This is a genomic window from Micromonospora alfalfae, assembly GCF_022230925.1.
GTDB lineage: Bacteria > Actinomycetota > Actinomycetes > Mycobacteriales > Micromonosporaceae > Micromonospora > Micromonospora alfalfae.
Window position 1 is genome coordinate 93,602 of the sequence record NZ_JAKKFH010000008.1, and the last position, 23,170, is coordinate 116,771.

Here is a 23,170-nt window from a genome sequence, read left to right on the forward strand (position 1 = left end):
CTGGTGGGATGCCTGGAACTAGTTGCCCAACGTGACGTGGAGAATTCTCTCGTTGCTGTTGTTCGGGGTGCTGTCCTTGTCGCCGACGTTGGTGGTGGTCAGCCACAGGCCGCCGTCGGGAGCCGGCTCCACAGTCCGCAGCCGACCGTAGGTGCCGCTGAAGTACGTCTGCACGTTCGTCAGGCTGCTGCCGCTGATCACCGCGCGGTACATCCGAGCGCCTCGGGCGCAGGCCACGTAGAGCGCGTCGCGCACGATGGTGATGCCGGAACAGGACCCCTCGGCAGTGGGATAGGTGCGCGCCGGCGCGATGAACCCGGCCGTACCGCAGCTGCCACTGGTGCCCTCGCACGCCGGCCAGCCGTAGTCTCCGCCCTTGGTGATCAGGTTGGTCTCATCCATCACCGAGTTGCCGAACTCCTGCTCCCACAGCCGGCCCTGCGAGTCGAACGCCAGCCCCTGCGGGTTGCGGTGGCCGTAGCTCCACACGTAGTTGCCGAACGGGTTGTCCGAGGGGACGGTGCCGTCCGGGTTGAGCCGCAGGATCTTGCCTTCGAGGCTGGACCGGTCCTGGGCGTAGTTGCCGTTCTGGGCGTCGCCGGTGCTCGCGTACAGCTTGCCGTCCGGGCCGAACCGCAGGCGACCGCCGTCGTGGTACTTGTTCCGCCGGACGCCGCTGAGCAGGACCTGCTCGCTGGCGGTGTTGAGTCGCCCGTTCTCCAACCTGATCCGGACGATGCGGTTGTCGCTCGGCGAGGTGTGCATGATGTACAGCCAGCGGTCGCTGGAGTAACCGGCCGAGATGGCGAGCCCCAACAGGCCACCCTCACCGTCGGTGCTCTGCACGTTCGGCACCGTGCCCAGGTTGGTCTTGGCCCCGGTGGTCGGGTTGAGCTGGATGATGTCGTGCGCGTCGCGGCGGTTGTAGAGCACGCTGCCGTCGGGCAACGTCACCAGACCCCACGGGATGTCGGTGTCGGTGGTGACCTGCCGCACCCCGCACACCGGGCTGGCGCACGCCGCGCCGGTGGTCACCGTCGCGGTGCCGCTGCGCGACGAGGCGTTGTCCTGCGCGTCCCGAGCCACCACGTAGTACTGGTAGGAGGTGTTCGCCGTCAGACCGCTGTCGGTGAACGTGGTCGCGGGCGGCGCGCCAGTGACCGTTCCCACCTTCGCGCCAGCCCGGTAGATGTCGTACGCCCGTACCCCGATGTTGTCGGTCGACGCGGCCCAGCGCAGCGTCACAGTGGTGCCCGACGCGGTGCCCGTGAGCTGCTGCGGCGCCGTCGGTGGCTGGCTGTCGGCCTGACAGGGCGGCGGAGTGATCGACACGGTGGCGCTCGCCTGCGACACGTTGCCGGCGGCGTCGCGGGCGTTGACGTACAGGCCCCAGGTAGCCCCGGCGACCACTGTCAGGTTGGCGGAGAGCGTCGTGCCGCTCACCGACGTCATCAACTGGCCGTCGTGGTAGATGTCGTAGAAGGCCACCGCGACGTTGTCAGTCGAGGCGTTCCACGCGAACGTGACCGAGTTGCAGGTCAGGCCGCTGACCCGTGGGCTACCCGGCGCCGTCGGCGGCTGGCTGTCGGCGCTGCCGAAGGACGTCGTCCACCGCTGGTTGGACTGCCCGTTGCAGGTCCAGAGGCCGACTGTGGTGCTGTTGGCGGTGCCCGCGCCGGACACGTCCAGACACAGGCCGGACTGGACCCCGACGATGGTCCCTGAGCTGGTGATCCGCCAGCGTTGGTTGGCGCCGCCGGTGCAGCCGTTGATCTGCACCGCGGCCGGGGCGGTGGTGTCCTGGCCGACAACGTCCAGGCACATCGTGTCGTCGTAGACCCGCAGCTCACCACCTGAGGTGAAGGTCCACGCCTGGTTGGCCTGACCGTTGCAGTCGTAGATGTTGATGCCGGCACCGGCGGTTCTGACGTTGCCGACCACGTCCAGGCAACGACCGCTGGCCACACCGACGACTGTCGACGGTGCCGCGGCGGCCGCCGGCACACCGACGGCCAGGCTCAGCAGCGTCACCGCCGCCGTCGCCACCGGCAACAGCCGCCGTCGTGGGCGTAGTGGGCTTCTCCGCGCGATGACTCGCATCCGTCCTCCAGGCTCCGGGCATCGACCGGCCCGACCAGACGAGAAGCGCCCGACCACGCCGAACAGACACATCGACCATCAAAGATGCGTTGGGCGTACATGTCAAACGATGTCCCCCGATCGGGGGCAAACCCACGGATCGGCGTACGCATCGCTCAACTACCCCGCAACGCCTCCCTGACGTACCGACGGGCGTGATGGATCCGGGACTTCAGCGTGCCGATCGGAATGCCCAACTGCCCGGCGATCTCCTGATAGTCGAGCTGACACAGGTCGCGCAGCACGAGGGCCGTCGCCAGGTCCGGCCGGTGCGCCTCCAGCCGGTCCAACGCGTCCAGCAGGTCGAGGCGCGATCCGGCGATGACGCTCGTGGTGCGGGGGTCGGCCACCTCGACGGGCAGCAGCGCGCTGGGCCGCTCGGCCGCCCGTCGCCGAAGTGACCGGTAGGTCTGGCGGGCGCAGTTGGCGACCACCGTGTGCAACCAGGTGGAGAAGAGCGATCGCCCCTCGAACCGTTGGATGTGCCGGGCCACCTGCAACAACGCGTCCTGCGCCGCCTCCTCCGCGTCCTGCCGACAGGGCAGGAACCGCCCGCACTGCTCCAGCACCCGTGGACCGATCGCGGCCAGCAGCGCGTCGAGTGCGGTGCTGTCGCCGGCCGCCGCCCGCCTCGCCAACTCCTCGGTGTCAGATTCCTTCGCCACCCGCGCTCCCCCGCTCGTGGGCGTCACCGGAGTCCCGGTCGCCGGATAATACGATCGTGTCCATCCCGCCGCAGGTCGGCCGGTACCGCATCGCGCGCCCCGTCGGCGCCGGCGCGTTCGCCACCGTGTGGCTGGCGTACGACGACGAGCTGCACTCGCCGGTGGCCGTGAAGGTGCTCGCCGACAACTGGTCCCAGCGGGCCGACATCCGGGGGCGCTTTCGCCAGGAGGCCCGGTTCATGCGGCAGGTCGACTCCGATCACCTGGTCCGGGTGTTGGACATCGGTGAGCTGCCCGACGGCCGGCCGTACCTGGTGATGACGTACGCCGCCGGCGGTACGCTCGCCGACCGGCTGGGCGGCGGGCCGATGCCGGTGCGCGCGGCGCTGCGGATCGCCGCCGACATCGCCAGGGCGGTGGCGGTGCTGCACGACAGCGGTGTGCTGCACCGCGACCTGAAGCCGTCCAATGTGCTGTTCGACCCCACCCCGGCGGGGGATCGGGTGTTGGTCGCCGACCTGGGGCTGGCCAAGACTCTCGCGCACGCGTCCGGGTTCACTGTGGTGGCCGGCACACCCGCCTACATGGCGCCCGAGCAGCTCGTCCCCGGCGGAGGGATCGACGTGCGCGCCGACGTCTATGCGATCGGCGCGCTGACGCAGCACATGTTGACCGGCTCGCCGCCCGGGCAGCCGGTGGCGGCGGCACCCCGCGTACCCGCTGCCGTCGAGCGCGCCGTCCGCCGGGCGCTGCATCGCGATCCGGACCGCCGCTGGCCCACAGCGGCCGCGTACGCCGCCGCGTTGGAGGGTCTGCTCGCCAGCCGGCAGCTGGCGGCCCGCCCGCCGTCGCGGCGCATCCGCCGGTTCCTCGCCGCCGTCGGCACGGTGACCGCGACGCTGGTCATGGCCGGGTCCGCCACCGCCGCCACCGCGCCGCACGGTTGGACCCGGGTGGGTGACTCGACCGGCGCTGTCTCGGTGGCCGTTCCCGACGACTGGGCACGGCAACTGCGCGACGGCGGCTGGGATCCGACGGTGATCGGCCTCCCCGACGGGCGCGGCCCCGGTCTGCTCGTCGGGGCCGACCTCACCGAGTGGTCCGATGTCGACAGCGCGACACCGGGGGTCTTCGTGGGAGTGAGCCCCGGTCTGCGCGGAGCGGAGCAGCCGGCGCTGCCCGATCACGGCGGGTGCGCACCCGCCGCCGGCCGGGCGGTCACCGTCGCCGAGTTCAGTGGGACCGTCCGGCACTGGGCGCGATGCGGTGGCGCGCAGACGGCGTTCAGCGAGGTCACCCTTGTCGCGGCCGCCGGCACCTTCGGCGTGTACGTCCAGGTCAAGCAGACCGACGGCGTCGACCGCACCGACGAGATCCTCGGCACGCTGCGGGTGAACGGCTCGATGGTCGAACAACGCTAGTACCGTTCCCAGTTCCCGGCGTAGTCGACAGTGCGCCACCGACGTGTCTCGGTGCCGCCATCGAGCTTGCGGACGGTGGCCTGCACGGCGTTGTCCCGCACGACGCGATACGAGACGAACGTCATGACCCGGTCGCCGCTCGGACTGGGAGCGTCCCCCAGAATGACCGGCCGCGCCCACCGCACCCGGCCGGTGTAGTCGAGCTGAACCGGCACGAGGGCCTGCCGCCGCGCGGCGCCGGAGTTGCCCAGTTCGACGAGGACGAGCGCGTCCTCGGTCGACGGCGAATTCGCCGGCTCCTCGGGGAGGAAGTCGGCGTACACCGGCCGGGCGCCACCCGGCAGGATTCGGCAGGGCACGTCGAGGCCGTTGGACCCGTTGCGGAACACCACCGAGTCGTCGGACTCACCGCAGAACTTCAGACTGCGGATCACCGCATTCGGCCAGTCGGTCCGCCTGATCTCGCTCACCGCAGCGGCCGGCCGGGAGGTGCGGTTGGCCGGGGCGCCCGGGGTGGCGCTGCGGGTGGTCGGAGTACTCGGACCGGCGCTGCCGGTCGTCGGAGCGCTCGACGCCGACGGGTTCGGCGGGCTCGCGCTGGTGGACGGAGAGCCGGCAGGCGCGGCGTCGCCGCCGACCCGTTTCAGAGGTGACGTGCAACCGGCGACGAACGTAAGGGTGAGCATCGCACCGACGAGCAGGTTGCCGCGCATGGGTGGTCCTTCCTCCGCGGGGTCTGTCACAGGGTTTGATGCACCGGTACGGGCGGTGGTTCACGCGACCGGAGCGGCACCTCTGCCCACCATCGGCGCACCCGCCCTCCTCCTCAAGTCGTAAGCGCATTGCCGTCTCGCGCCAGATGGCTCGGGGCGATCACTCGAACAGGCTTGTCCCAAGGCATCGGGTGACGCCGTACGGATTTGCTCCGGACACCCGTTCGCCAGGAAAGGCACTGGCAGACGATGCGCTCTCTTTCCCTTCTCGCCCCCGGTTCACCCCGACCCGCCCGGCCTGTCGTCCGGCTCGGCGCGGTGCTGGCGACCGCTGTCGTCATCGCCGTGGGCCCCGCCGGTTGCGGCGCGCCCCAGCACGACCCCGCACCGCACATCGACGCTCCGGCGGCACCCGCGAGCGGGACGGGTTCCGCCCTGACCGACTCCGACGTCAACGCCTGGCTCGACGGCCTGCTGCCAGCCGCGCTCGACCGCACCGGCATCGCGGGAGCCACCGTCGCCGTCGTGAACAACGGCAAGATCCTCACATCCCGGGGGTACGGGTACGCCGACACCGGCACCGGCGGCAACGGGGCCGTGCCTGTCGACCCGGACCGGCATCTGTTCCGGATGGGCTCGGTGTCGAAGCTCGTCACCGCCACCGCGGTGCTGCAACTCGTGCAGAGCGGGAAGCTCGACCTCGACGCCGACGTCAAGGCGTACCTCGACTTCGAACTGCCCCTCCGCTATGAGCGGGCCGTCACACTGCGGCACCTGCTCACGCACACCGCCGGCTTCGAGGAGCGCATCGCCGGCCTCATCGGCACCGACGGCGGCGATCTCAACCTGCGGAGGGCGCTGATGACCGACCCACCGGAGCAGATCTACCAGCCCGGCACGGTCCCCGCCTACTCGAACTACAGCAACGCGCTCGCCGGCTACATCGTCGAACGCGTCAGCGGGACGCGCTTCGAGGAGTACGTCCAACGCAACATCCTGGACCGCGCGGGCATGCCGTCGTCGACCTTCGAGCAGCCCCTCCCGGAGGCGCTGCGCGACCGGATGTCCAACGGGTACGACACCTCCGCCGGGCCCGCCGCGCCGTTCGAGATCGTCGGCACGCCCCCGCCCGGTGCGTTGAGCGCCCCGGCGACCGACATGGGGCGATTCATGCTCGCCCAGCTCGGCGAACCGGTGGGCTTCGCGCCCTTGCTGGACCAACCGACCCGCGAGCTGATGCAGCGGCCGGTACTCGACGCGACGTCGCTGGGCACGCTGGCCGACGGGCCCCGGATGACCCTCGGTTTCTTCACCGAGGACCGCAACGGTCACCGGATCCTCGGCCACGGCGGCGACACCAAGTACTTCCACTCGCACCTGCAGATCTACCCCGACGACCGGGCCGGCATCTTCCTGTCCCTCAACAGCAACGGCACCGGCGCGCTGGACAGTCACGAGCTTCGCGAGTCGATCGTGAACGGCTTCGCCGACCGCTACTTCCCCGCCCCCAGTGACCAGCCGACCGTCGGTGTGGACCCGGCGACCACCGCCAGGCACGCCGCGCTCGCCGCCGGCACGTACGAGTCCTCGCGAGCGATCCGGAGCAACTTCCTGACTGTGATCGGCCTGGTCGGTCGGACGACTGTCAGCGTCACCGATGGAAACCGGTTGCTGGTGGAGCCGGGCCCGCTGTCGGACTCCCCCGCCCGCTACGAGGAGGTGGCGCCCTGGGTCTGGCGCGAGGTCGGCGGGCAGCGCACGATCGCCATGCGGGCCACCGACGACCGGGTCGAGGCGATCAGCTTCGACTCCGCGTTCGCGTTGCTGCCCGTCGAGCCGGCCCGCGCCTCCACAGTGGCCGTACCGGTGCTGGCACTGTCCACAGTCGTGCTGCTGCTCACCGTCCTGTCCTGGCCGGTCGGCGCGATCGTCCGCCGTCGGCTCGGCCGCGCCCCCCGGGAGCGGGCGGGGCGTACCGCGCGGATCCTGAGCCGCCTCGCCGTCGCCGGCACGCTGCTCGCGTTCGCCGGTTGGGTGCTGAGCATCGGCAGCATCATGAGCCTCCAGGACGTTCCCGGGCCCGTCCTGCGCACCATTCAGGTGCTGCAAATGGTCGGTCTGCTCGGAGTACTGCCCGCCGCGGTCCGACTCGTCGACGACGTGCGACGCCACATCGGCTGGCGGCGGATCACCGGCAGTGCTCTGATCCTGTTCGCCCTCGCCGGCGCGGGCTGGTTCGCCGTGGAGTTCCACCTGCTCGCGCCTAGCATCTCCTACTGACCCGCCCGACCCGGGACGATCCGGAGCAAGGATGCGCACCGCATGAGGGACCACGCCGACACCGAACCCGGCACACCGCGACTGACGAAGTGGCTCGACGGACGGCTCACCCGGATCGGGGTGACCGGAGTGTTCCCCCGGGACTGCCTGCTTGCCGCGGCGCTGACCGTCCTGACGTTCGTCCTGTTCACCGTGCTCTTCCGGTTCGTGGCACCGGAGGACGGGGTGTCGTTCGACCCGACGCGGGCCTGGCTGCTCGTCGCCATCTGCTGCGCACAGGCGATGCTGCTGTGCCTGCGTCGGGTCCGGCCGCTGCTCTGCCTCGCGCTCATCGTCGGCCTCCAACTGCCCATCATCGGCTTCTCCCTGCCCGAGGCGACAATCCGGGGTCTCGCACCGTTCGTCGTGGCGTACACCGTCGGGTCGTTGCTGCCGGTCCGCCGTGCGCTGCTGGCCGTCAGCGCTGTCGTGCTGGTGGAGTCGATCGGGGCGGCCGTCGTGGTGATCCCGGATCTGCTGACTGCCGTCGCGTACGTCTCGGCGAGCGCCCTGACCTACGCCAGCGCGACGTTCGTCGGCGGCTACGTGGCCACCTACCGGCGCTACGTGGAGTTGGTCCGGGTGCGGGCGGACGAGGCGATCCGGGAGCAGCACACGAAGGTCCAGGCGGCGATCGGCGCGGAGCGTTCTCGAATGGCCCGGGAGTTGCACGACGTGGCGGCGCACCACCTCTCCGGCATGGTCGTGCAGGCGGCGGCGGTCGAGCGACTGATCGACCGGGACCCGACGGCCGCGAAGGCCGGTGTGGCCTGGATCCGTAGCCAGGGCAAGGAGACCCTGGACAACCTGCGGCTGGTGGTCGGCGTGCTGCGCGGCAGGCCGGGGTACGAGGGCGGTGACGGCGCCGCCCCGGTGCCGGGGCTGGGCATGCTCGACGACCTCGTCCGCACGGCGGGCAGCCTCGCCGGCCCGGTGGAGTTCGTCCAGGAGGGCGAGCAGCGCGAGGTGCCGCCGATCGCCGACGTCGCGCTCTACCGGATCGCGCAGGAGTCGCTCAGCAACGCCCGCCAGCACGCCCCGGGCGCTGCGGCGCGGGTGGTGCTCAGCTTCGAGCCCCGCTCGGTGTCACTGGAGGTGGTGAACGAACCCGCCGCGCCGCGACGCGTACCGGCGGCACGGACCGGTGGCGTCGGACTGGTGGGCATGCGTGAACGCGCCCAGCTGATCGGGGCGACGTTCACCGCCGGCCCGACGGCGACCGGCGGCTGGTCGGTCGCCGCGACCCTCCCGACGAACGGTCCCGCCACATCCCGGTCGAAGGAAGAGGCCCCCGCATGATCAGAGTGATGCTCGTCGACGACCAGGCCGTCGTCCGCGCCGGCTTCCGCGTCATCCTGGAGCAGTCCGGCGAGATCGAGGTCGTGGCGGAGGCGTCGAACGGGTCCGCCGCCGTCGAGCTGGCCCGCCGGCTGCAACCGGACGTCATCTGCATGGACGTCCGGATGCCGCACGGCGACGGGATCACCGCGACCCGGCAGATCGTCGCCGAGGCGACAGGTACGCCACCGGCGGTGCTGGTCGTGACGACCTTCGACCTCGACGAGTACGTCTTCGGCGCATTGGAGTCCGGTGCCAGCGGGTTCATCCTCAAGGACTGTGAGCCCGAGGAGCTGATCGAGGCGATCCGTCGCCTCGCCAGTGGGTACGGGCTCGTCGACCAGGCCGTCACCCGCCGGGTGATCTCGGAATTCGCCAGGCGTACGCCCGCTCCCCGCTCGGACGCGGCGGCGGCGCACCAGCTGACCGCGCGGGAAACCGAGATCGTGGAGTTGCTCGCGCAGGGCCTGTCCAACGTCGAGATCGCTGAGCGGCTCTTCATCGAGACGAGCACCGTCAAGTCGCACCTCGGTCGCGCCATGGCGAAGATCGGCGCGCGGGATCGGCTGCAGACCGTCGTGTGGGCGTACCAGAACGGGGTGGTCCACCGGTGACAGCGACAGTGATCCCGTGCCCGGCGGCGGTGGGTCCACCGCCGGTCGAGAGTGGACATTGCCGGAGTACGATCCCGGGCGTACCGCTGTGGTGACCCCCAGCTGACGACCCCTCGATAGGAGCCAGGCATGGCCGGCCCGGACCCCGAACTCGCCGCGAAGCTTCAGCCCGACGTGCCGCACGCGGCACGGATCTGGAACTACTGGATGGGCGGCAAGGACAACTTCCAGTCCGACCGGGCGGCCGGCGACGCTGTCGCCGAGGTCTACCCGGAGATCGTCCTCATGGCGCAGCAGTCGCGCGTGTTCCTGGTGCGAGCCGTGCGTCACCTCGCGGCCGAGGCGGGCATCCGGCAGTTCCTGGACATCGGCACCGGCCTGCCCAGCATGCAGAACACGCACGCGGTCGCCCAGGGCATCGCACCCGACTCGCGGATCGTCTACGTGGACAACGACCCGATGGTGCTGGTGCACGCACGGGCGCTGCTGGCCAGCACGACGTCGGAGGGTGTCACCACCTACGTACCGGCCGACTACCACGACCCGGAGAAGATCCTCGCCGAGGCGGCGCAGACGCTCGACTTCGACCAGCCCATCGCCGTGATGTACATGGGCGTGATGGGCTACGAGCCCGACCTGGACGTGGTGCGCTCGATCGTCGGGCGCACCATGGACGCGGTGCCGTCCGGCTCACACCTGGTGCTCTGGGACGGCACCAACACCAGCCCGGCGGTGGTCTCCGGCGCCGAGCGGCTGGCGCAGAGCGGCGGGGCCCCGTACATCCTGCGCAGCCCGGAGGAGTTGGAGAGCTGCTTCGACGGGTTGACGATGGTGGAGCCGGGCCTGGTGCCGATCCCGCTGTGGCGACCGGAGGATCCCGACGCCGTCGGGATCGACGCCTACGGCGCGGTGGCCCGCAAGCCCTGATCGAGACGACGTCCGCCCCGCTCCCGCCATCGCGCCGGAGCGGGGCGGACGTCGTTCACCGCGCGCAGGTCAGGGTCAGGCCGTCGGGCACCGCGCTGGTCGTCACGAGCAGACCGAACGTGGTAGCCCCGTCCAGCGCCAGCGTCCCGTTGTAGGAGGCGTTGCGAACTGTGACATCGGCCCCTGCGGTCTCGGCCACCCCACCCCAGGCCGTCTGGACCTGCTCGTCACCGGACCACCGCCAGGAGACGCGCCACTGGTCCAGCGGCAGCGTCCCGGTGTTGCGGACCGTGACCGTCGCGACGAAGCCGCTGCCCCAGCGGGCGTCGACAGTGGCCGTCGCGCGGCACGAGGTCAGTGAGGCGGTCCGGGCCGAGGCGATCACGTACGGGTCGCGTCGACCGTCGACGTCGGTGAACCGGTACCAGTACTCCGTGTCGGGAGCCAGCCGGTCGATGGTGACCGAGCCGTTGCGCTCCGGCCCGGAGACAACCTCGGCGACAGCCGCCCGCCACTGTTGGGCGTCCTCCCGGCTGCTGAAGAGGCTGACTGTCATCGGCGGGTCGTAGCCGCAGGGCGGGCGGAAGAAGATGACGTACGAGATGGTCAGGCTCGTGGTGGTGGCACCGGTGACGCTGGCGCTGATCGGCAGGGCCGGTGGGCAGGCGATCGTGGGCGAGGGCAGTGGTGTGGCCAGCGGCGGGGGCGTCGACTCTGTGGTGCCGCTCGCCCCGCCCCAGACGGCGAGCGTCACTGTCGTAACGGCGAGGAACATGCGAAGCATCGGTACCTCCGGTGGGGACCGGGCACCGATCACCGAGGTGGTGGATGGTGCCGCGCTCGGGTTTCCGGTCACCGACGAGGACTGCCCGGCACGGGTGACGTGACCACCGCGTGCGCCCCGTGGACCGGAGAAGGTGTGGTGCGCGCTGGCTCCCGAGCACGACCGACCACAGCATCGCAGTCGACGAACATCGATGCAAGCACGCACCATCACGTCGGTCTACGGCATCAGGTGGCCTGTCACAGGGGGAACGAACCGACCCGCACCCGGTCGCTCTCGTCGTCGGAGAGGAAGGACGCCAAGGCCTGCCCCTGCTCGGTCACGGCGGCCCGGTCAGCTCGGGAGAAGCCGTGTAGTGGGTCGACTGCCACAGTGCCCGACTCGACGCGCCAGGTCGCCGCGACCCGTCCGTCGACGAGCACCACCCGCTCGCCGGCCACCGAGAGGTTACGGTGGGCGTCGTCGATGATCCGGCTGCGGTCGTCGTAGCCGAGGATCGCGTTGTCGAACGCTGGCAGGAAGCGCACCGGGGCGGGCGTCTCCGGGTCGGGGCGCGGCGCGTCGGGGAGGTCGATCAGCGTCCGACCACGCTCGTCACGGAAGGTCACCAACTCGTCGCGCAGGGCGGTCACCGCGGCCGGGAGGCCGGCGAGGCCGCACCAGGCCCGCAGGTCGGCAGTGGCCGCCGGGCCGAACGCGGCCAGATAGCGACGGACGAGCAGTTGGCCGACCGGATCGGCTCCGGCCCCGGCCGGCGGGGCGATCTCCCGGTCGAGCCACGCGGAGAGCAGGACGTAGCGCGCGCCTCCCTTCGCCCGCCACATCCCGCGTGGCGGCACCTGTGTCATCGGGAGCAGCGCGACAGCGATCTCGCCCAGCACCCGCGGCCCCGGTGTCGGCCAACGCTCGCCGAGCGCCCGCCCGATTTCGGGCATCGAGCGGGGCTCACCGTCGGTCACCACCGCCCGCGCGGCAGCGGCGAGTTCGTCGAGGTCCACCCCGTCGAGCTCGCCGCGGTAGACCCCGAGCACGCGTTGGCGCAGCATGGCGTCGTGACGGGTGCGCCAGGCCACGACGTCGTCGGCGACGAGCAGGTGGACGGTGCGGCGCATGAGGTGGGTACGCACCACGTGTCGCTGGGCCAGCAGGGTGGAGAGCACCGTCGGGTCGAACGGGCGCAGCCGCGACCACAGCCCGATGAACGGCTCCTGCGGCTCCTGGGCCTGTAGGCCACCGAGGTGGGCGACGGCGTCGAGCGCCGGCAGGTCGGCGCGGTCGAGCAGCAGTTGCCGGGCGAGCGTCGCGCGGTTGAGCGCCCGGGTGTCGAGGATGGTCATCAGGTCCCTTTCGGCCGGCGCGATTATCCGACCCGGGGCCGACAGTCTGGGCGCTCGACCCGCCGCCGTCGAGGTTCACGGCGGCGCCCGCGGCGAGCTGCTCGATCGAGGTGATGGTGATCGGGGTGCCCGTCGCGGGTACCGTGGCGGTCGCGGCGTGGGCGACGCCGCCCGGCGTGACGAGCGCGGTGAGTCCCGCCGCGAGCAGCAGCGCCAGACGTGGGCGTACGAGGTGCGGTGCCCTCGTTGCCGCTCCTCGACTGGCGCGTTCCTGGCCTGGGCCGGGGTGGTCGAGCCGGCCGGGCCGGCGATGATCTTCCTGGTCAGCCGATCGCCCGGGGGTGAACCGCCCGCACCGTCTTGATCAACTGCCGGAGCGGACAGATCGGGTCCCGCGTCCCCGGGGGTGCCAAAAAGTTTTGTGCACTTCCTACAACTGAGGGACGGTGGGTTCGGTGGTTGCGCCATAGCGCTGGCCGCCGCCAGCCGGAAAGGTGATCACTGCTGGGAGCCGTCGTCTCTCGGCACGCAGGTCGAGGTCTAGCTAAGGGGTTCTTCGGGTGTTCAACCGTGTCGCCATCGTCAACCGTGGTGAAGCCGCCATGCGGCTCATCCACGCGGTCCGCGAGCTGGCCGCGGAGACCGGCATCCAGCTCGAAACCGTGGCTCTCTACACCGATGTCGACCGCAACGCCACGTTCGTCCGCGAAGCGGACATCGCCTACGATCTCGGCCCGGCGTCCGCTCGCCCGTACCTCAACCTGGCGGTGCTGGAGCGCGCCCTGACCGAGACCGGAGCCGACGCCGCGTGGGTCGGCTGGGGTTTCGTCGCCGAGGATCCGGCGTTCGCCGAGCTGTGCGAGAAGATCGGCGTCACCTTCGTCGGGCCGAGCGCGGACGCCATGCGCCAACTCGGCGACAAGATCGGCTCGAAGCTGATCGCCGAGAAGGTCGGCGTGCCGGTCGCGCCGTGGAGCCGCGGCGCCGTCGAGACCCTGGACGCCGCACGTGCCTCGGCGGCCGAGGTCGGCTACCCGCTGATGCTCAAGGCGACAGCGGGCGGCGGCGGGCGCGGCATCCGCGTGATCAGGAACGAGGCCGAGCTGGTCGACGCGTACGAGCGCACCAGCCAGGAGGCGGCACGGGCGTTCGGCAGCGGCATCGTGTTCCTGGAGCGCCTGGTCACCGGGGCTCGGCACGTCGAGGTCCAGGTGATCGCCGACGGGCAGGGCACCGCGTGGGCGCTCGGCGTCCGCGACTGCTCGGTGCAACGACGCAACCAGAAGGTCATCGAGGAGTCGGCGTCACCGGTGCTCGACCCGGCACAGGCCGCCGAGCTGAAGACGTCTGCCGAACGGCTGGCAGTGGCTGTCGGATACCGAGGCGCGGCGACCGTCGAGTTCCTCTACCACCCCGGGGACCGGTTGTTCGCGTTCCTCGAGGTCAACACCCGCCTCCAGGTCGAGCACCCGATCACCGAGCTGACCACCGGGTTCGACCTGGTCAAGGCGCAGCTGCACGTCGCCTCCGGCGGGCGACTCGAAGGTGCGCCGCCGGCCGAGCGCGGGCACGCCATCGAGGCGCGGCTCAACGCCGAGGACCCCGACCGCGACTTCGCCCCGTCCCCCGGGCGCATCGCCCGGCTGGACCTGCCCAGCGGCCCCGGCATCCGGGTGGACACCGGCGTCAGCGAGGGTGACACCATCCCGGCCGACTTCGACTCGATGATCGCGAAGATCATCGCGTACGGCCGGGACCGCGACGAGGCGCTCGGCAAGCTGCGCCGGGCCATGGCGAACACCACCGTGATCATCGAAGGTGGGGCGACGAACAAGAGCTTCGTGCTCGACCTGCTCGACCAGCCCGAGGTGATCGACGCCAGCGCGGACACCGGCTGGATCGACCGCGTCCGCGGCGAGGGCCGCCTCGTCACCCACCGCCACTCCGCTGTCGCCCTGGCCGCCGCCGCCATCGAGGCGTACGAGGAGGAGGAGCGCGTCGAACGGCAGCGGCTGCTGTCGACGGCGGCCGGCGGACGCCCACAGGTGCAGCACGCCAGCGGCCGACCGTTGGACCTCAAGCTGCGCGGCGTCGGCTACCGCACCCGGGTGGCGCGGGTCGGCGCGCACCGGTTCCGGGTCGGCATCGAAGCCGGACCGGTGGTGCGCACCGCCGACGTCGAGCTCGACCGCTTCGACCGGCACACCGGTCAGATCGTCGTCAACGGCATCCGCTACCGCCTGCTCACCGGCACGTACGGGCCGACCCACCTGGTCGAGGTGGACGGTGTGACCCACCGCGTCAGCCGGGACGAGGGTGGCGTCCTGCGCTCCCCTATGCCCGCGCTGGTCGTCGCCACGCCGCTGGAGGTCGGCGCGGAGGTCGAGGCGGGCGCGCCGGTGCTGGTGCTGGAAGCGATGAAGATGGAAACGGTGCTGCGGGCGCCGTTCAAGGCGCGACTCAAGGAGTGCGCCGTGTCGGTGGGCAGCCAGGTGGAGGCGGGTGCGCCGCTGCTGCGCCTGGAGCCGCTCGCGGACGATGCCGAGGAGGCCGCCGACGACCCGAGCACCGAGACCGTCGAACTGGACCTGCCCACCGCCGACGCGGACATCCCGGCGTACCAGCGCAGCAGGCGCGGCCAGGAGGACCTGCGGGGTCTGCTGCTCGGCTTCGACGTCGACCCGCACGACGACCGTCGGGTGCTCGACGACTACCTCAGCGCGCGGCGGGCGGCCACCGACGCCGGTCAGCGGCCCCTGGCCGCCGAACTCGACCTCATCGAGGTGTTCGCCGATCTCGCCGAACTGAGCCGCAACCGGCCAACGGGCGAGGACGGCGGCGCCGCGCACGTGCACAGCGCCCGGGAGTACTTCCACACCTACCTGCAGAGCCTCGACGTCGAGCGGGCCGGGCTGCCGGACGCCTTCCAGACCAGGCTCGGCAAGGCGCTCGGCCGGTACGGCGTCACCGACCTGGACCGCACCCCCGCCCTCGAAGCCGCCGTCTTCCGGATCTTCCTCGCCCAGCAGCGCGCCTCCGCGGACGCGCAGGTCATTGCGGCGCTGCTGCGCGCGTGGCTGCGGGAGACCCCGCCGGACGAGACGCTGCGCGAGCCGGCCGGCCTCGCGTTGGAGCGGCTGATCGCCGCGACGCAGGTCCGCTTCCCGGTGGTAGCGGACCTCGCCCGCGGCGTGGTGTTCGCCTGGTTCGCCCAGCCGCTGCTGCGCCGCAACCGCGCCCGCGTCTACGCCGAGGTCCGTGGGCACCTGCGGCACCTCGACGCGCACCCGGACGCCCCGGACCGCGCCGAGCGCATCGCCGAGATGGTGCGCAGCACCGAGCCGCTGGTCCGGCTGCTCGGCCAGCGACTCGTCCGCGACCACCTCGACAACGCGGTCATGTTGGAGGTGCTGACCCGGCGGTACTACGGCAACCGGTCGCTCACCAGCGTGCGCACCCGCGAGGTCGCGGGCTGCACGTTCGTGGTCGCCGAGCGCGCCGACTCGAGCGTGGTCTCCGCCGCGGTCAGCTTCGACGCGCTGGGCAGCGCCCTGCGCGGGCTGGCCGAGCTGGCCACCGGCGAGGACGCCGTGGACGCCGACATCTACCTCGGCTGGGAGAACCAGCCGGAGGACTTCGACGCGATGGCGGCCGCGCTGGCCGAGGTCATCGCCGCGCACCCGCTGCCGCCCCAGGTCCGTCGGGTCACCACCACCGTCGCGGGTCGCGGCGGGGCGGTCATGCACCACCACTTCACCTTCCGCCCGTCGGGCGCCCAGTTGACCGAGGACCGGCTGATCCGTGGGCTGCACCCGTACATCGCGCAGCGGATGCAGTTGGAACGGCTGCACAAGTTCGACCTGACCCGGCTGCCGTCGTCGGACGAGGAGGTCTACCTCTTCCAGTGCGTGGCCCGGGAGAACCGGGCCGACGAGCGCCTCGTCGCGTTCGCGCAGGTGCGTGACCTGACCGAGCTTCGCGAGCAGGACGGCCGCCTGGTCGCCCTGCCGACGACAGAGGACGCCATCGCCGCCTGCCTCGACTCGATCCGCCGCGCCCAGTCGCGGCGGCCGTCGAAGACGCGCTTCAACACCAACCGCATCGTGGTCTACGTGTGGCCGCCGAGCGAGCTGACCCGCGAGGAGATGGAGATGATCGCCGGGCGGGTCCGCCCGACGACCGCGGGCGCCGGCCTGGAGGAGATCCTGTTCATCGCGCGCCAGCGCGACCGCCGGACCGGCGAGCTGACCAAGATTGCCGTACGGATCTCGTTCGACGCCGCGGGCGGCGCCGAACTGGCCGTCGGGGAGCCGCCGGTCGAGCCGATCGAGCCGCTCGACGAGTACCGGCTCAAGGTGCTGCGGGCCAGCAGCCGCAACACCGTGTACCCGTACGAGCTGACCGGTCGGCTCGGCGACTTCGTCGAGCACGACCTCGACGACGACCACGTGTTGGTGCCGGTGGACCGGCCGAAGGGGCGCAACAGCGCCGCCATCGTCGCCGGGGTGGTCACGACGCCGACCGAGCGCTACCCCCAGGGTGTCACCCGGGTGGTGCTGCTCGGCGACCCGACGAAGTCGCTGGGCGCCCTGTCGGAGCCGGAGTGCCGGCGCGTGATCGCCGCACTGGACCTGGCCGAGCGGATGCAGGTGCCGCTGGAGTGGTGGGCGCTGTCCGCCGGGGCCCGGATCTCGATGACCTCCGGTACGGAGAACATGGACTGGGTGGCGGCGGCGCTCAAGCGGATCGTCGAGTTCACCCAGGCCGGCGGTGAGATCAACATCGTGGTCGCGGGCATCAACGTCGGCGCGCAGCCGTACTGGAACGCCGAGGCGACGATGCTCATGCACACCAAGGGCATCCTGGTGATGACGCCCGACTCGGCGATGGTGCTCACCGGCAAGCAGTCGCTCGACTTCTCCGGTGGCGTGTCGGCTGAGGACAACTTCGGCATCGGCGGCTACGACCGGGTGATGGGGCCGAACGGGCAGGCGCAGTACTGGGCGCCGAACCTGACGGCCGCGCGGGACGTCGTGATGGCGCACTACGACCACACGTACGTCGCTCCCGGCGAGGACGCGCCCCGGCGGGCGGTCACCACCGACCCGGCCGACCGCGACATCTCCAGCTTCCCGCACGACGTGGCGGGCAGCGCCTTCGCCACCGTCGGGGAGATCTTCTCCGTCGAGTCAAACCCGGACCGCAAGAAGCCGTTCGACATCCGTACGGTGATGCGGGCCCTCTCCGACCAGGACCACCCGGTGCTGGAGCGCTGGGCCGGCATGGCGGACGCGGACACCGCCGTCGTGCAGGACGTCCACCTCGGTGGCATCCCGGTCTGCCTGCTCGGTATCGAGTCCCGGTCGGTGCCCCGGCACGGCTTCCCACCCACCGACGGCCCGGACACCTACACGGCGGGCACGCTGTTCCCCCGCTCGTCGAAGAAGGCCGCGCGGGCGATCAACGCGGCCAGCGGAAACCGGCCGCTCGTCGTGCTGGCGAACCTGTCCGGCTTCGACGGCTCACCGGAGTCGATGCGCAAGCTGCAACTGGAGTACGGCGCCGAGATCGGCCGGGCGATCGTGAACTTCCAGGGGCCCATCGTCTTCTGCGTGATCTCGCGCTACCACGGCGGCGCGTTCGTGGTGTTCTCGAAGGCGCTGAACCCGAACATGACGGTGCTGGCGCTGGAGGGCTCGTTCGCCTCGGTGCTCGGTGGCGCACCCGCCGCCGCTGTGGTGTTCTCCGCCGATGTCAACGCTCGTACGGCTGCCGACCCGCGGGTGCGGGACCTGGAGGCCCGCACCGCGGCCTCGGCTGGCACCGAACGCGCCGCGCTGACCGCGGAGCTCGACGAGCTGCGCTCGTCGGTGCGCGCGGAGAAACTCAGCGAGGTGGCAGCGGAGTTCGACCGGGTGCACAACATCCACCGCGCCGTCGAGGTCGGCTCGGTGGACGCCGTCATCCGCGCCGCGGAGCTGCGTCCGCGCATCATCGAGACCATCGAGGCCCGCCTGGGGTAGAGCGGCCGCAATGCCCGCACCAGGACAGCACCACCGGTCGTCGACCGGTGGTGCTGTCCGGATGGGGTCTAGCTGAGCGCTGCGTTCAGCGCGACGGCGACGGCGAGCCAGACGATGACAGTGCCGATACCGACGCCGACCATGGCGAGCGCCTTGACGGCGGGTGCCATCCGGGTGTGGGCGATCGTCAGGTTCCCCCAGACGCCCAATGCCCCGACCAGCGCGCCCAGGATGCCGCCGACGGTGAACAGCAGGATCGGCAGCAGAACCAGGATGCGCAGGAGGATCGGCATGGGTGGCCCGGTGCGGTGCTGCACACCGTTGACCTCCACAGTCGGGTGAGGGTCGGCGAGAACTGTGCGAACCGTGGCCTGGACGACACCACCGTCCACTGTCGGCAACGCGTAATGTCTGCCCGTCCTGGGGGCCGGCACTCCGCCGACGGTGACGGCGGGGTGGCCAAAGAACGCCTTTGTGGCGATGACGATCGGGCCAGCTACGCCGGCGATGTTGAGAGGTTCGGTGTTCACCGGCGTGATCCTAGGAAGCCAGGTGCGCCCCGTCCATCCTGTCGACCGAGCGGGGGTTGCCCCCGCAGCCCTCGGGTCGCCTCAGCCGGTTCGTCGCCCGTGGCTCGGGTCGGTGTCGGCCTGCCAGGCGGCGACGAGATCCTCGCGCGCCCGGGCGACCCGGGAACGGATCGTGCCGACCGGGCACTGGCAGACGTCCGCCGCCTCGGCGTAGGACAGGCCGAGCACCTGGGTGGCGACGAACGCCTCACGGCGCTCCGGGGTCAGCCCGGCGATCAACTGGTGCAGGGTCACGCCCTCGTCGGCACCGGGGATGATCGCACCGGCGGTCTCGGCCGCCGCCTGCCAGTCCGGCACGGACGCCAGCCTCGGCCGCGCCACCGCCGTCCGGACGTGATCCACGGCAACGCGCCGGGCGATGGTGAACACCCAGGTGCGGGCCGACGAGCGGCCGGCGAAGCCGGGCAGGTTGCGAATTGCCCGTAGGAACGTCTCCTGGGTCAGGTCGTCGGCCTCTCCCGGCCCGGCCAGGTGCGACAGGAACCGCCAGACCTGGTCCTGTAGCGCCCGGATGAACGCCGTGGCGGCCTGCCGGTCACCCTGGCCCGCCTCCCGCGCCCACCGGGTCACCTGCTCGTCGTCAGCGACGCCGTTCCGCACAGACCACCGTCCTGTGTGCCACGGGCGCTCCTTCATGCCGAGATGCCGTCGTCGGAACGCCGCCGGTCGGCCGCGCACTCTGGTGGTCGCCGGCCGGTCCGGAAAAGTTCCCGAGGTTCCCAGGTTCGGCTGATCTCGCGGATGTCCGAGGTGGCCGGAACCGGGGCCGCTCAGCGCGGGACGGGCTGGTCCGTGCTCTCACGTTCTCGCGGGACCACCGGGTCGGGCATGCTCCACGAGCGCCACAGCTTGCTGTACCCGCCCCCGGCCCTGAGCAGTTCGGCGTGCGTGCCGTGCTCGGCGACGCGCCCCTGGTCGAGGACGACGATGCGGTCCGCGGTGGCGGCCTGACTGAGTCGGTGGGCGACGATCAGCGTGGTACGGCCCTCGGTGGCCGCCACGGCGGCGCGGTCGAGGTCGCGTGCGCCAGCGCTGCCCGCCTCGGCGGTGGCCTCGTCGAGGATCGCCACTGCCGGGTCGGCGAGGATGAGGCGGGCCAGCGCGAGTTGCTGGGCCTGGGCCGAGGTGAGCTGCCGCCCACCCTCCCCCACCGCTGTGGCGAGGCCGTCCGGCAGGGTCCGCACCCACTCGGTGGCGCCGACGAGGTCGAGGGCGGCGGCGATCTCGGCGTCGGTGGCGTCCGGGTCGGCGAGGCGCAGGTCGTCGCCGAGCGGCCCGGCGAAGACGTGCACCTCCTGGCTGATCAGGGCGATCTCGCGGCGGAGGCGGTGCTCGTCGAGCTGTGTCAGCGGCACGCCGCGCAGGGTCGCCGCGCCGTCGGTGGGCGCGATGATGCCGGCGATGATGCCGGCGAGGGTGCTCTTGCCCGCGCCGCTCGCGCCGACCAGGGCGACGCGCTCCCCGGGGGCGAGACGCAGGGCGATGTCCCGCAGTACCACTGGCCCGTCGTCGTAGCGGTGCTGCCGGACGGTCACCTCCAGTGCCGCCGGTGCGCCCCGGTCGTGGCGGTTGGGCTCGCTGCCGGCGGGGGCCGCGGTGTCCGGCAGGGTGGTGACCCCGACGAGTCGGGCCAGGCTGGCCCCGGCCTGCAACACCGAGTCCGACTCGAACAGCAGCAGGCCGATGGGGTTGAAGAGGCGGTGGAAGTAGAGGGCGGCAGTGGTGGCGGCGCCGACGGTGGCCAGGTCACCGCGGACCAGCAGGAAGCCGGCGAGCAGCACGGCGGCGAGCCCCACGAACTCGGAGCGGTTGATGCGCAGCCCGAAGCGGGTGTAGAGACCGAAGATCTCCAGCGACAGGTCGCGGGCGACGCCGGAGCGCTCGGCGATCCGTGCGACGTGGGCGTCCTCCATCCGGTAGGCGCGCACCGTGGCCGCGCCCCGCAGCGCCTCGGCCGTCGCCTGCGCGCGCTCGCCCGTCGCCACCCGCTCGCGGGCGTAGTACGGCACCGAACGCTTGAGATACCAGCGCAGCGCCACCGCGTACGCCGGGGCTGCGACCAACCCGGCGATGCCGAGCCGCCAGTCGAGGGCGAAGAGCCCCGCAGCGGTCAGCACGACGGACAGCAGCGCGCCGAGGAAGGCGGGGCCGCTGGTGGCGATCACGTTCGTCACCACTGCCACGTCGTCGCCGGCGCGGGCCACCAGGTCCCCGGTCCCGGCCCGCTCCAGGGTGGCAGAGGGCAGGTGCAGGGCCCGGTCGAGGACCCGCTCCCGGAGTCGGGCCAGCACTGTCTCGCCGAGACGCGCGGCGACCGCCGCTCCGACTGCGGTGAGGAGCCCGGCGAGCACTGCCGCGCCCGCGATCACGGCGGCCCAGGCGATCACCCGGGGCGTGTCGGTCCCGGCGATGACGTCGTCGACGAGGCGCCCGAGGACCCAGGGGGCGACCAGCCCGGTGGCGGCGGCGGCGATGAGCAACGTGCCGGCGACGGCGCTGAGCCTCGGCAGGAGCGCCAGCTCGCCACGGAGGGCGGCCCAGGTCTGCCGGCCGGTGGCCGTCGGCAGCAGCTGTCGGGTGGTCGGCTCGGACGTCATCGCAGGGTTTCCTCCCGGTAGCGGGCGTCGCTGGCGAGCAACCGCTCGTGCGGACCCTCGACGACGACCCGTCCCCGGTCGATCACCGTGACCCGGTCGGTGATCCGCAGCAGCGCCGGGCTCGTAGTGATCAGCACCGTGCCACTGGTGCCCGCCCCGCGAGCCTCGGCCAGCCTGGTGGCGAGCAACCCCTCGGTCACCGCGTCGATCGCCGTGGTGGGGTTGTGCAGCACCAGCACCGGCGGGTCGGCGACCAGCGCCCTCGCCAGCCCGATCCGCTGCCGCTGCCCACCGGAGAGGTTCGCCCCGCGTTCGGTGAGCAGACGGTCGAATCCGTGCGGGTGCGCGGCGAGCACGTCCTCGGCTGCGGCAGCCCGCACTGCGGCACGCAGCACCTCGTCGTCGACGGAGGCCCCGGCGCTGAGGTTGGCGCGCAGCGTCCCCTCGAACAGCGCCACGTCATGCTGCTCGACCAGGACCACGGCGCGCGCGGCGTCGATGTGCAGCTCGTCGGCGGGCACGCCGTCGACGCGGACCGTACCCCGGTGATCCGCGCGGGGCACCCGACCGGCCAGCAGCGCGACCAGCGCCTCGGCCTCGCCCGGGTCGTAGGCGAGCACGCCAAGGATCTCACCGGCGCGGACGCGCAGGCTGACGTCGTCGAGGCCCGCGTACGAGACGCCGTCGAGGGCGAGCCGGAACGGAGTCGGGGTGGGCGGCCCGGCGTCGCCCGGTTGGACGACCGGCGCGGCGCCGAGGACCCGGGCGACCCGCCCCGCGGAGGCTCGGGCCATGGCGAACAACTGGACGCAGTACCCGAGCGTCTGCACCGGCTCGGCGATGAACTGGGCCAGCCCGACCACGGCGACGAGCTCGCCGATGGTGAGCCGGCCCTGTAGCGCGAGCCAACCGGCGAATCCGGCGACCGTCGCGAGGAACAGGCCGTTGACAGTGGTGGTGAGTCCGAGGTGCAGACCCTTGGTGGTGGCGGCACGCAGGGTGACGTCGAGCGCGTGACGGCTGGCTCCCGCGTACCGGCGGGCGGCGTGGTCCTGTGCGCCGATGCCGCGCAGCACGCGCAGGCCGCTGACGAGGTCGACGGCGAGGGCGGTCGTGGCGGCGAGCGCCTCCTGCTGCGACGTGCTGCGCCGGGTGAGCAGCGGCGCCATCCGCTGGAGGGCGACGACCAGCAGGGGTACGCCGATGAGCACCCCGAGGCCGAGCGGGATGTCGACGACGAGCAGCGCGACGGCCGCGACCACGATGGCGGTGAGCGCCGCGGCGGTGAGTCCCGCGACCCGTACGACGAGCGCGGACAGCTCGGCGTCGGAGGCCGTCACTGACAGCAGTTCGCCGTCACGCATGCCTGACCGGCGTCCGCGCGGGTCGAGGGCGCTGCGGACGATCTCGACCCGGGTGGCGTGCGCCTCGTGTTCGACGGCGGCGAACGCCAGTCGCGCGCCGGCCCGGTAGGCGAAGGCGAGCACTGTGAACAGGGCGGCCAGGCCGGCCAGCGAGAGCAGCAGGGCGCTGACGTCCCCGGTGGCCACCGCACTGTCGATGACCACGCCGATGGCCACCGGGACGAGGGCTTCGGTGGCCTGGTGGGTGCAGAGCAGCGCGATGCCGGCGGCCACCCGGGCGCGCTGCCGACGCAGCGCGCGACGGAGCACCACCCCACCGGTGGTCTCGGCGACTGTCAT

At 72.0% G+C, this 23,170-nt stretch carries 16 protein-coding genes; 7 read left to right on the top strand and 9 right to left on the bottom strand.

The features are described 5' to 3' along the window. Positions 1-18: 18 nt before the first annotated feature. Entirely contained in the window at positions 19-2,100 is a 2,082-nt protein-coding gene (locus MED01_RS07095) for a PQQ-dependent sugar dehydrogenase (protein ID WP_238667696.1), read from the bottom strand. Between the two features lie 155 nt (positions 2,101-2,255). Continuing rightward, on the bottom strand, positions 2,256-2,804 hold the full coding sequence (locus MED01_RS07100; RefSeq protein WP_238667697.1) for an RNA polymerase sigma factor: 549 nt from the start codon (positions 2,802-2,804) through the stop codon (positions 2,256-2,258). Between the two features lie 56 nt (positions 2,805-2,860). On the opposite strand from MED01_RS07100, the gene MED01_RS07105 reads away from it, so the two are divergent. Continuing rightward, the gene (locus tag MED01_RS07105; RefSeq protein WP_238667698.1) at positions 2,861-4,225 is read left to right on the top strand and encodes a serine/threonine-protein kinase; all 1,365 of its coding nucleotides are present in this window, start codon (positions 2,861-2,863) and stop codon (positions 4,223-4,225) included. Here MED01_RS07105 and MED01_RS07110 read toward each other — a convergent pair. Beyond that, entirely contained in the window at positions 4,222-4,938 is a 717-nt protein-coding gene (locus MED01_RS07110; RefSeq protein ID WP_238667699.1) for a hypothetical protein, read from the bottom strand. The two genes, MED01_RS07105 and MED01_RS07110, sit on opposite strands and share 4 nt — an antisense overlap. Before the next feature lie 249 nt (positions 4,939-5,187). On the opposite strand from MED01_RS07110, the gene MED01_RS07115 reads away from it, so the two are divergent. The 4 genes from MED01_RS07115 (at position 5,188) to MED01_RS07130 (ending at position 10,136) form a co-directional block, all read left to right on the top strand. Beyond that, a complete protein-coding gene (locus MED01_RS07115) occupies positions 5,188-7,218 on the top strand; it encodes a serine hydrolase domain-containing protein (protein WP_238667700.1) in 2,031 nt (676 codons plus the stop codon). Between the two features lie 42 nt (positions 7,219-7,260). Next, entirely contained in the window at positions 7,261-8,556 is a 1,296-nt protein-coding gene (locus tag MED01_RS07120) for a sensor histidine kinase (RefSeq protein WP_238667701.1), read from the top strand. Continuing rightward, on the top strand, positions 8,553-9,209 hold the full coding sequence (locus MED01_RS07125; protein ID WP_238667702.1) for a response regulator: 657 nt from the start codon (positions 8,553-8,555) through the stop codon (positions 9,207-9,209). The genes MED01_RS07120 and MED01_RS07125 overlap by 4 nt, the downstream gene beginning before the upstream one ends. Before the next feature lie 129 nt (positions 9,210-9,338). Continuing rightward, complete coding sequence (locus MED01_RS07130) at positions 9,339-10,136, top strand: SAM-dependent methyltransferase (RefSeq protein WP_238667703.1); 798 nt, start codon at positions 9,339-9,341, stop codon at positions 10,134-10,136. Between the two features lie 55 nt (positions 10,137-10,191). On the opposite strand, the gene MED01_RS07135 is transcribed toward MED01_RS07130, so the two are convergent. Both MED01_RS07135 and MED01_RS07140 read right to left on the bottom strand, forming a co-directional pair. Next, entirely contained in the window at positions 10,192-10,920 is a 729-nt protein-coding gene (locus MED01_RS07135) for a cellulose binding domain-containing protein (RefSeq protein WP_238667704.1), read from the bottom strand. A gap of 239 nt (positions 10,921-11,159) precedes the next feature. Beyond that, positions 11,160-12,257 (bottom strand): winged helix DNA-binding domain-containing protein, encoded by a 1,098-nt coding sequence (locus MED01_RS07140; protein WP_238667705.1) that lies wholly within the window; start codon positions 12,255-12,257, stop codon positions 11,160-11,162. Between the two features lie 157 nt (positions 12,258-12,414). On the opposite strand from MED01_RS07140, the gene MED01_RS07145 reads away from it, so the two are divergent. Beyond that, entirely contained in the window at positions 12,415-12,621 is a 207-nt protein-coding gene (locus MED01_RS07145) for a hypothetical protein (RefSeq protein WP_238667706.1), read from the top strand. Between the two features lie 196 nt (positions 12,622-12,817). Beyond that, positions 12,818-18,280 carry an ATP-binding protein gene (locus tag MED01_RS07150; protein ID WP_238667707.1) on the top strand — a complete coding sequence of 1,821 codons (5,463 nt, stop codon included), beginning with the start codon at positions 12,818-12,820 and terminating at the stop codon, positions 18,278-18,280. 68 nt (positions 18,281-18,348) lie between these two features. On the opposite strand, the gene MED01_RS07155 is transcribed toward MED01_RS07150, so the two are convergent. The 4 genes from MED01_RS07155 to MED01_RS07170 all read right to left on the bottom strand — a co-directional run bounded on the left by MED01_RS07155 (position 18,349) and on the right by MED01_RS07170 (position 23,170). Continuing rightward, the gene (locus tag MED01_RS07155; protein WP_238667708.1) at positions 18,349-18,810 is read right to left on the bottom strand and encodes a hypothetical protein; all 462 of its coding nucleotides are present in this window, start codon (positions 18,808-18,810) and stop codon (positions 18,349-18,351) included. Between the two features lie 81 nt (positions 18,811-18,891). Then, positions 18,892-19,470: a sigma-70 family RNA polymerase sigma factor gene (locus MED01_RS07160; RefSeq protein ID WP_238667709.1), complete on the bottom strand. Its 579-nt coding sequence runs from the start codon at positions 19,468-19,470 to the stop codon at positions 18,892-18,894. A 170-nt stretch (positions 19,471-19,640) separates the two neighbouring features. Next, entirely contained in the window at positions 19,641-21,467 is a 1,827-nt protein-coding gene (locus tag MED01_RS07165) for an ABC transporter ATP-binding protein (protein ID WP_238667710.1), read from the bottom strand. Further along, a complete protein-coding gene (locus MED01_RS07170; protein WP_238667711.1) occupies positions 21,464-23,170 on the bottom strand; it encodes an ABC transporter transmembrane domain-containing protein in 1,707 nt (568 codons plus the stop codon). The genes MED01_RS07165 and MED01_RS07170 overlap by 4 nt, the downstream gene beginning before the upstream one ends.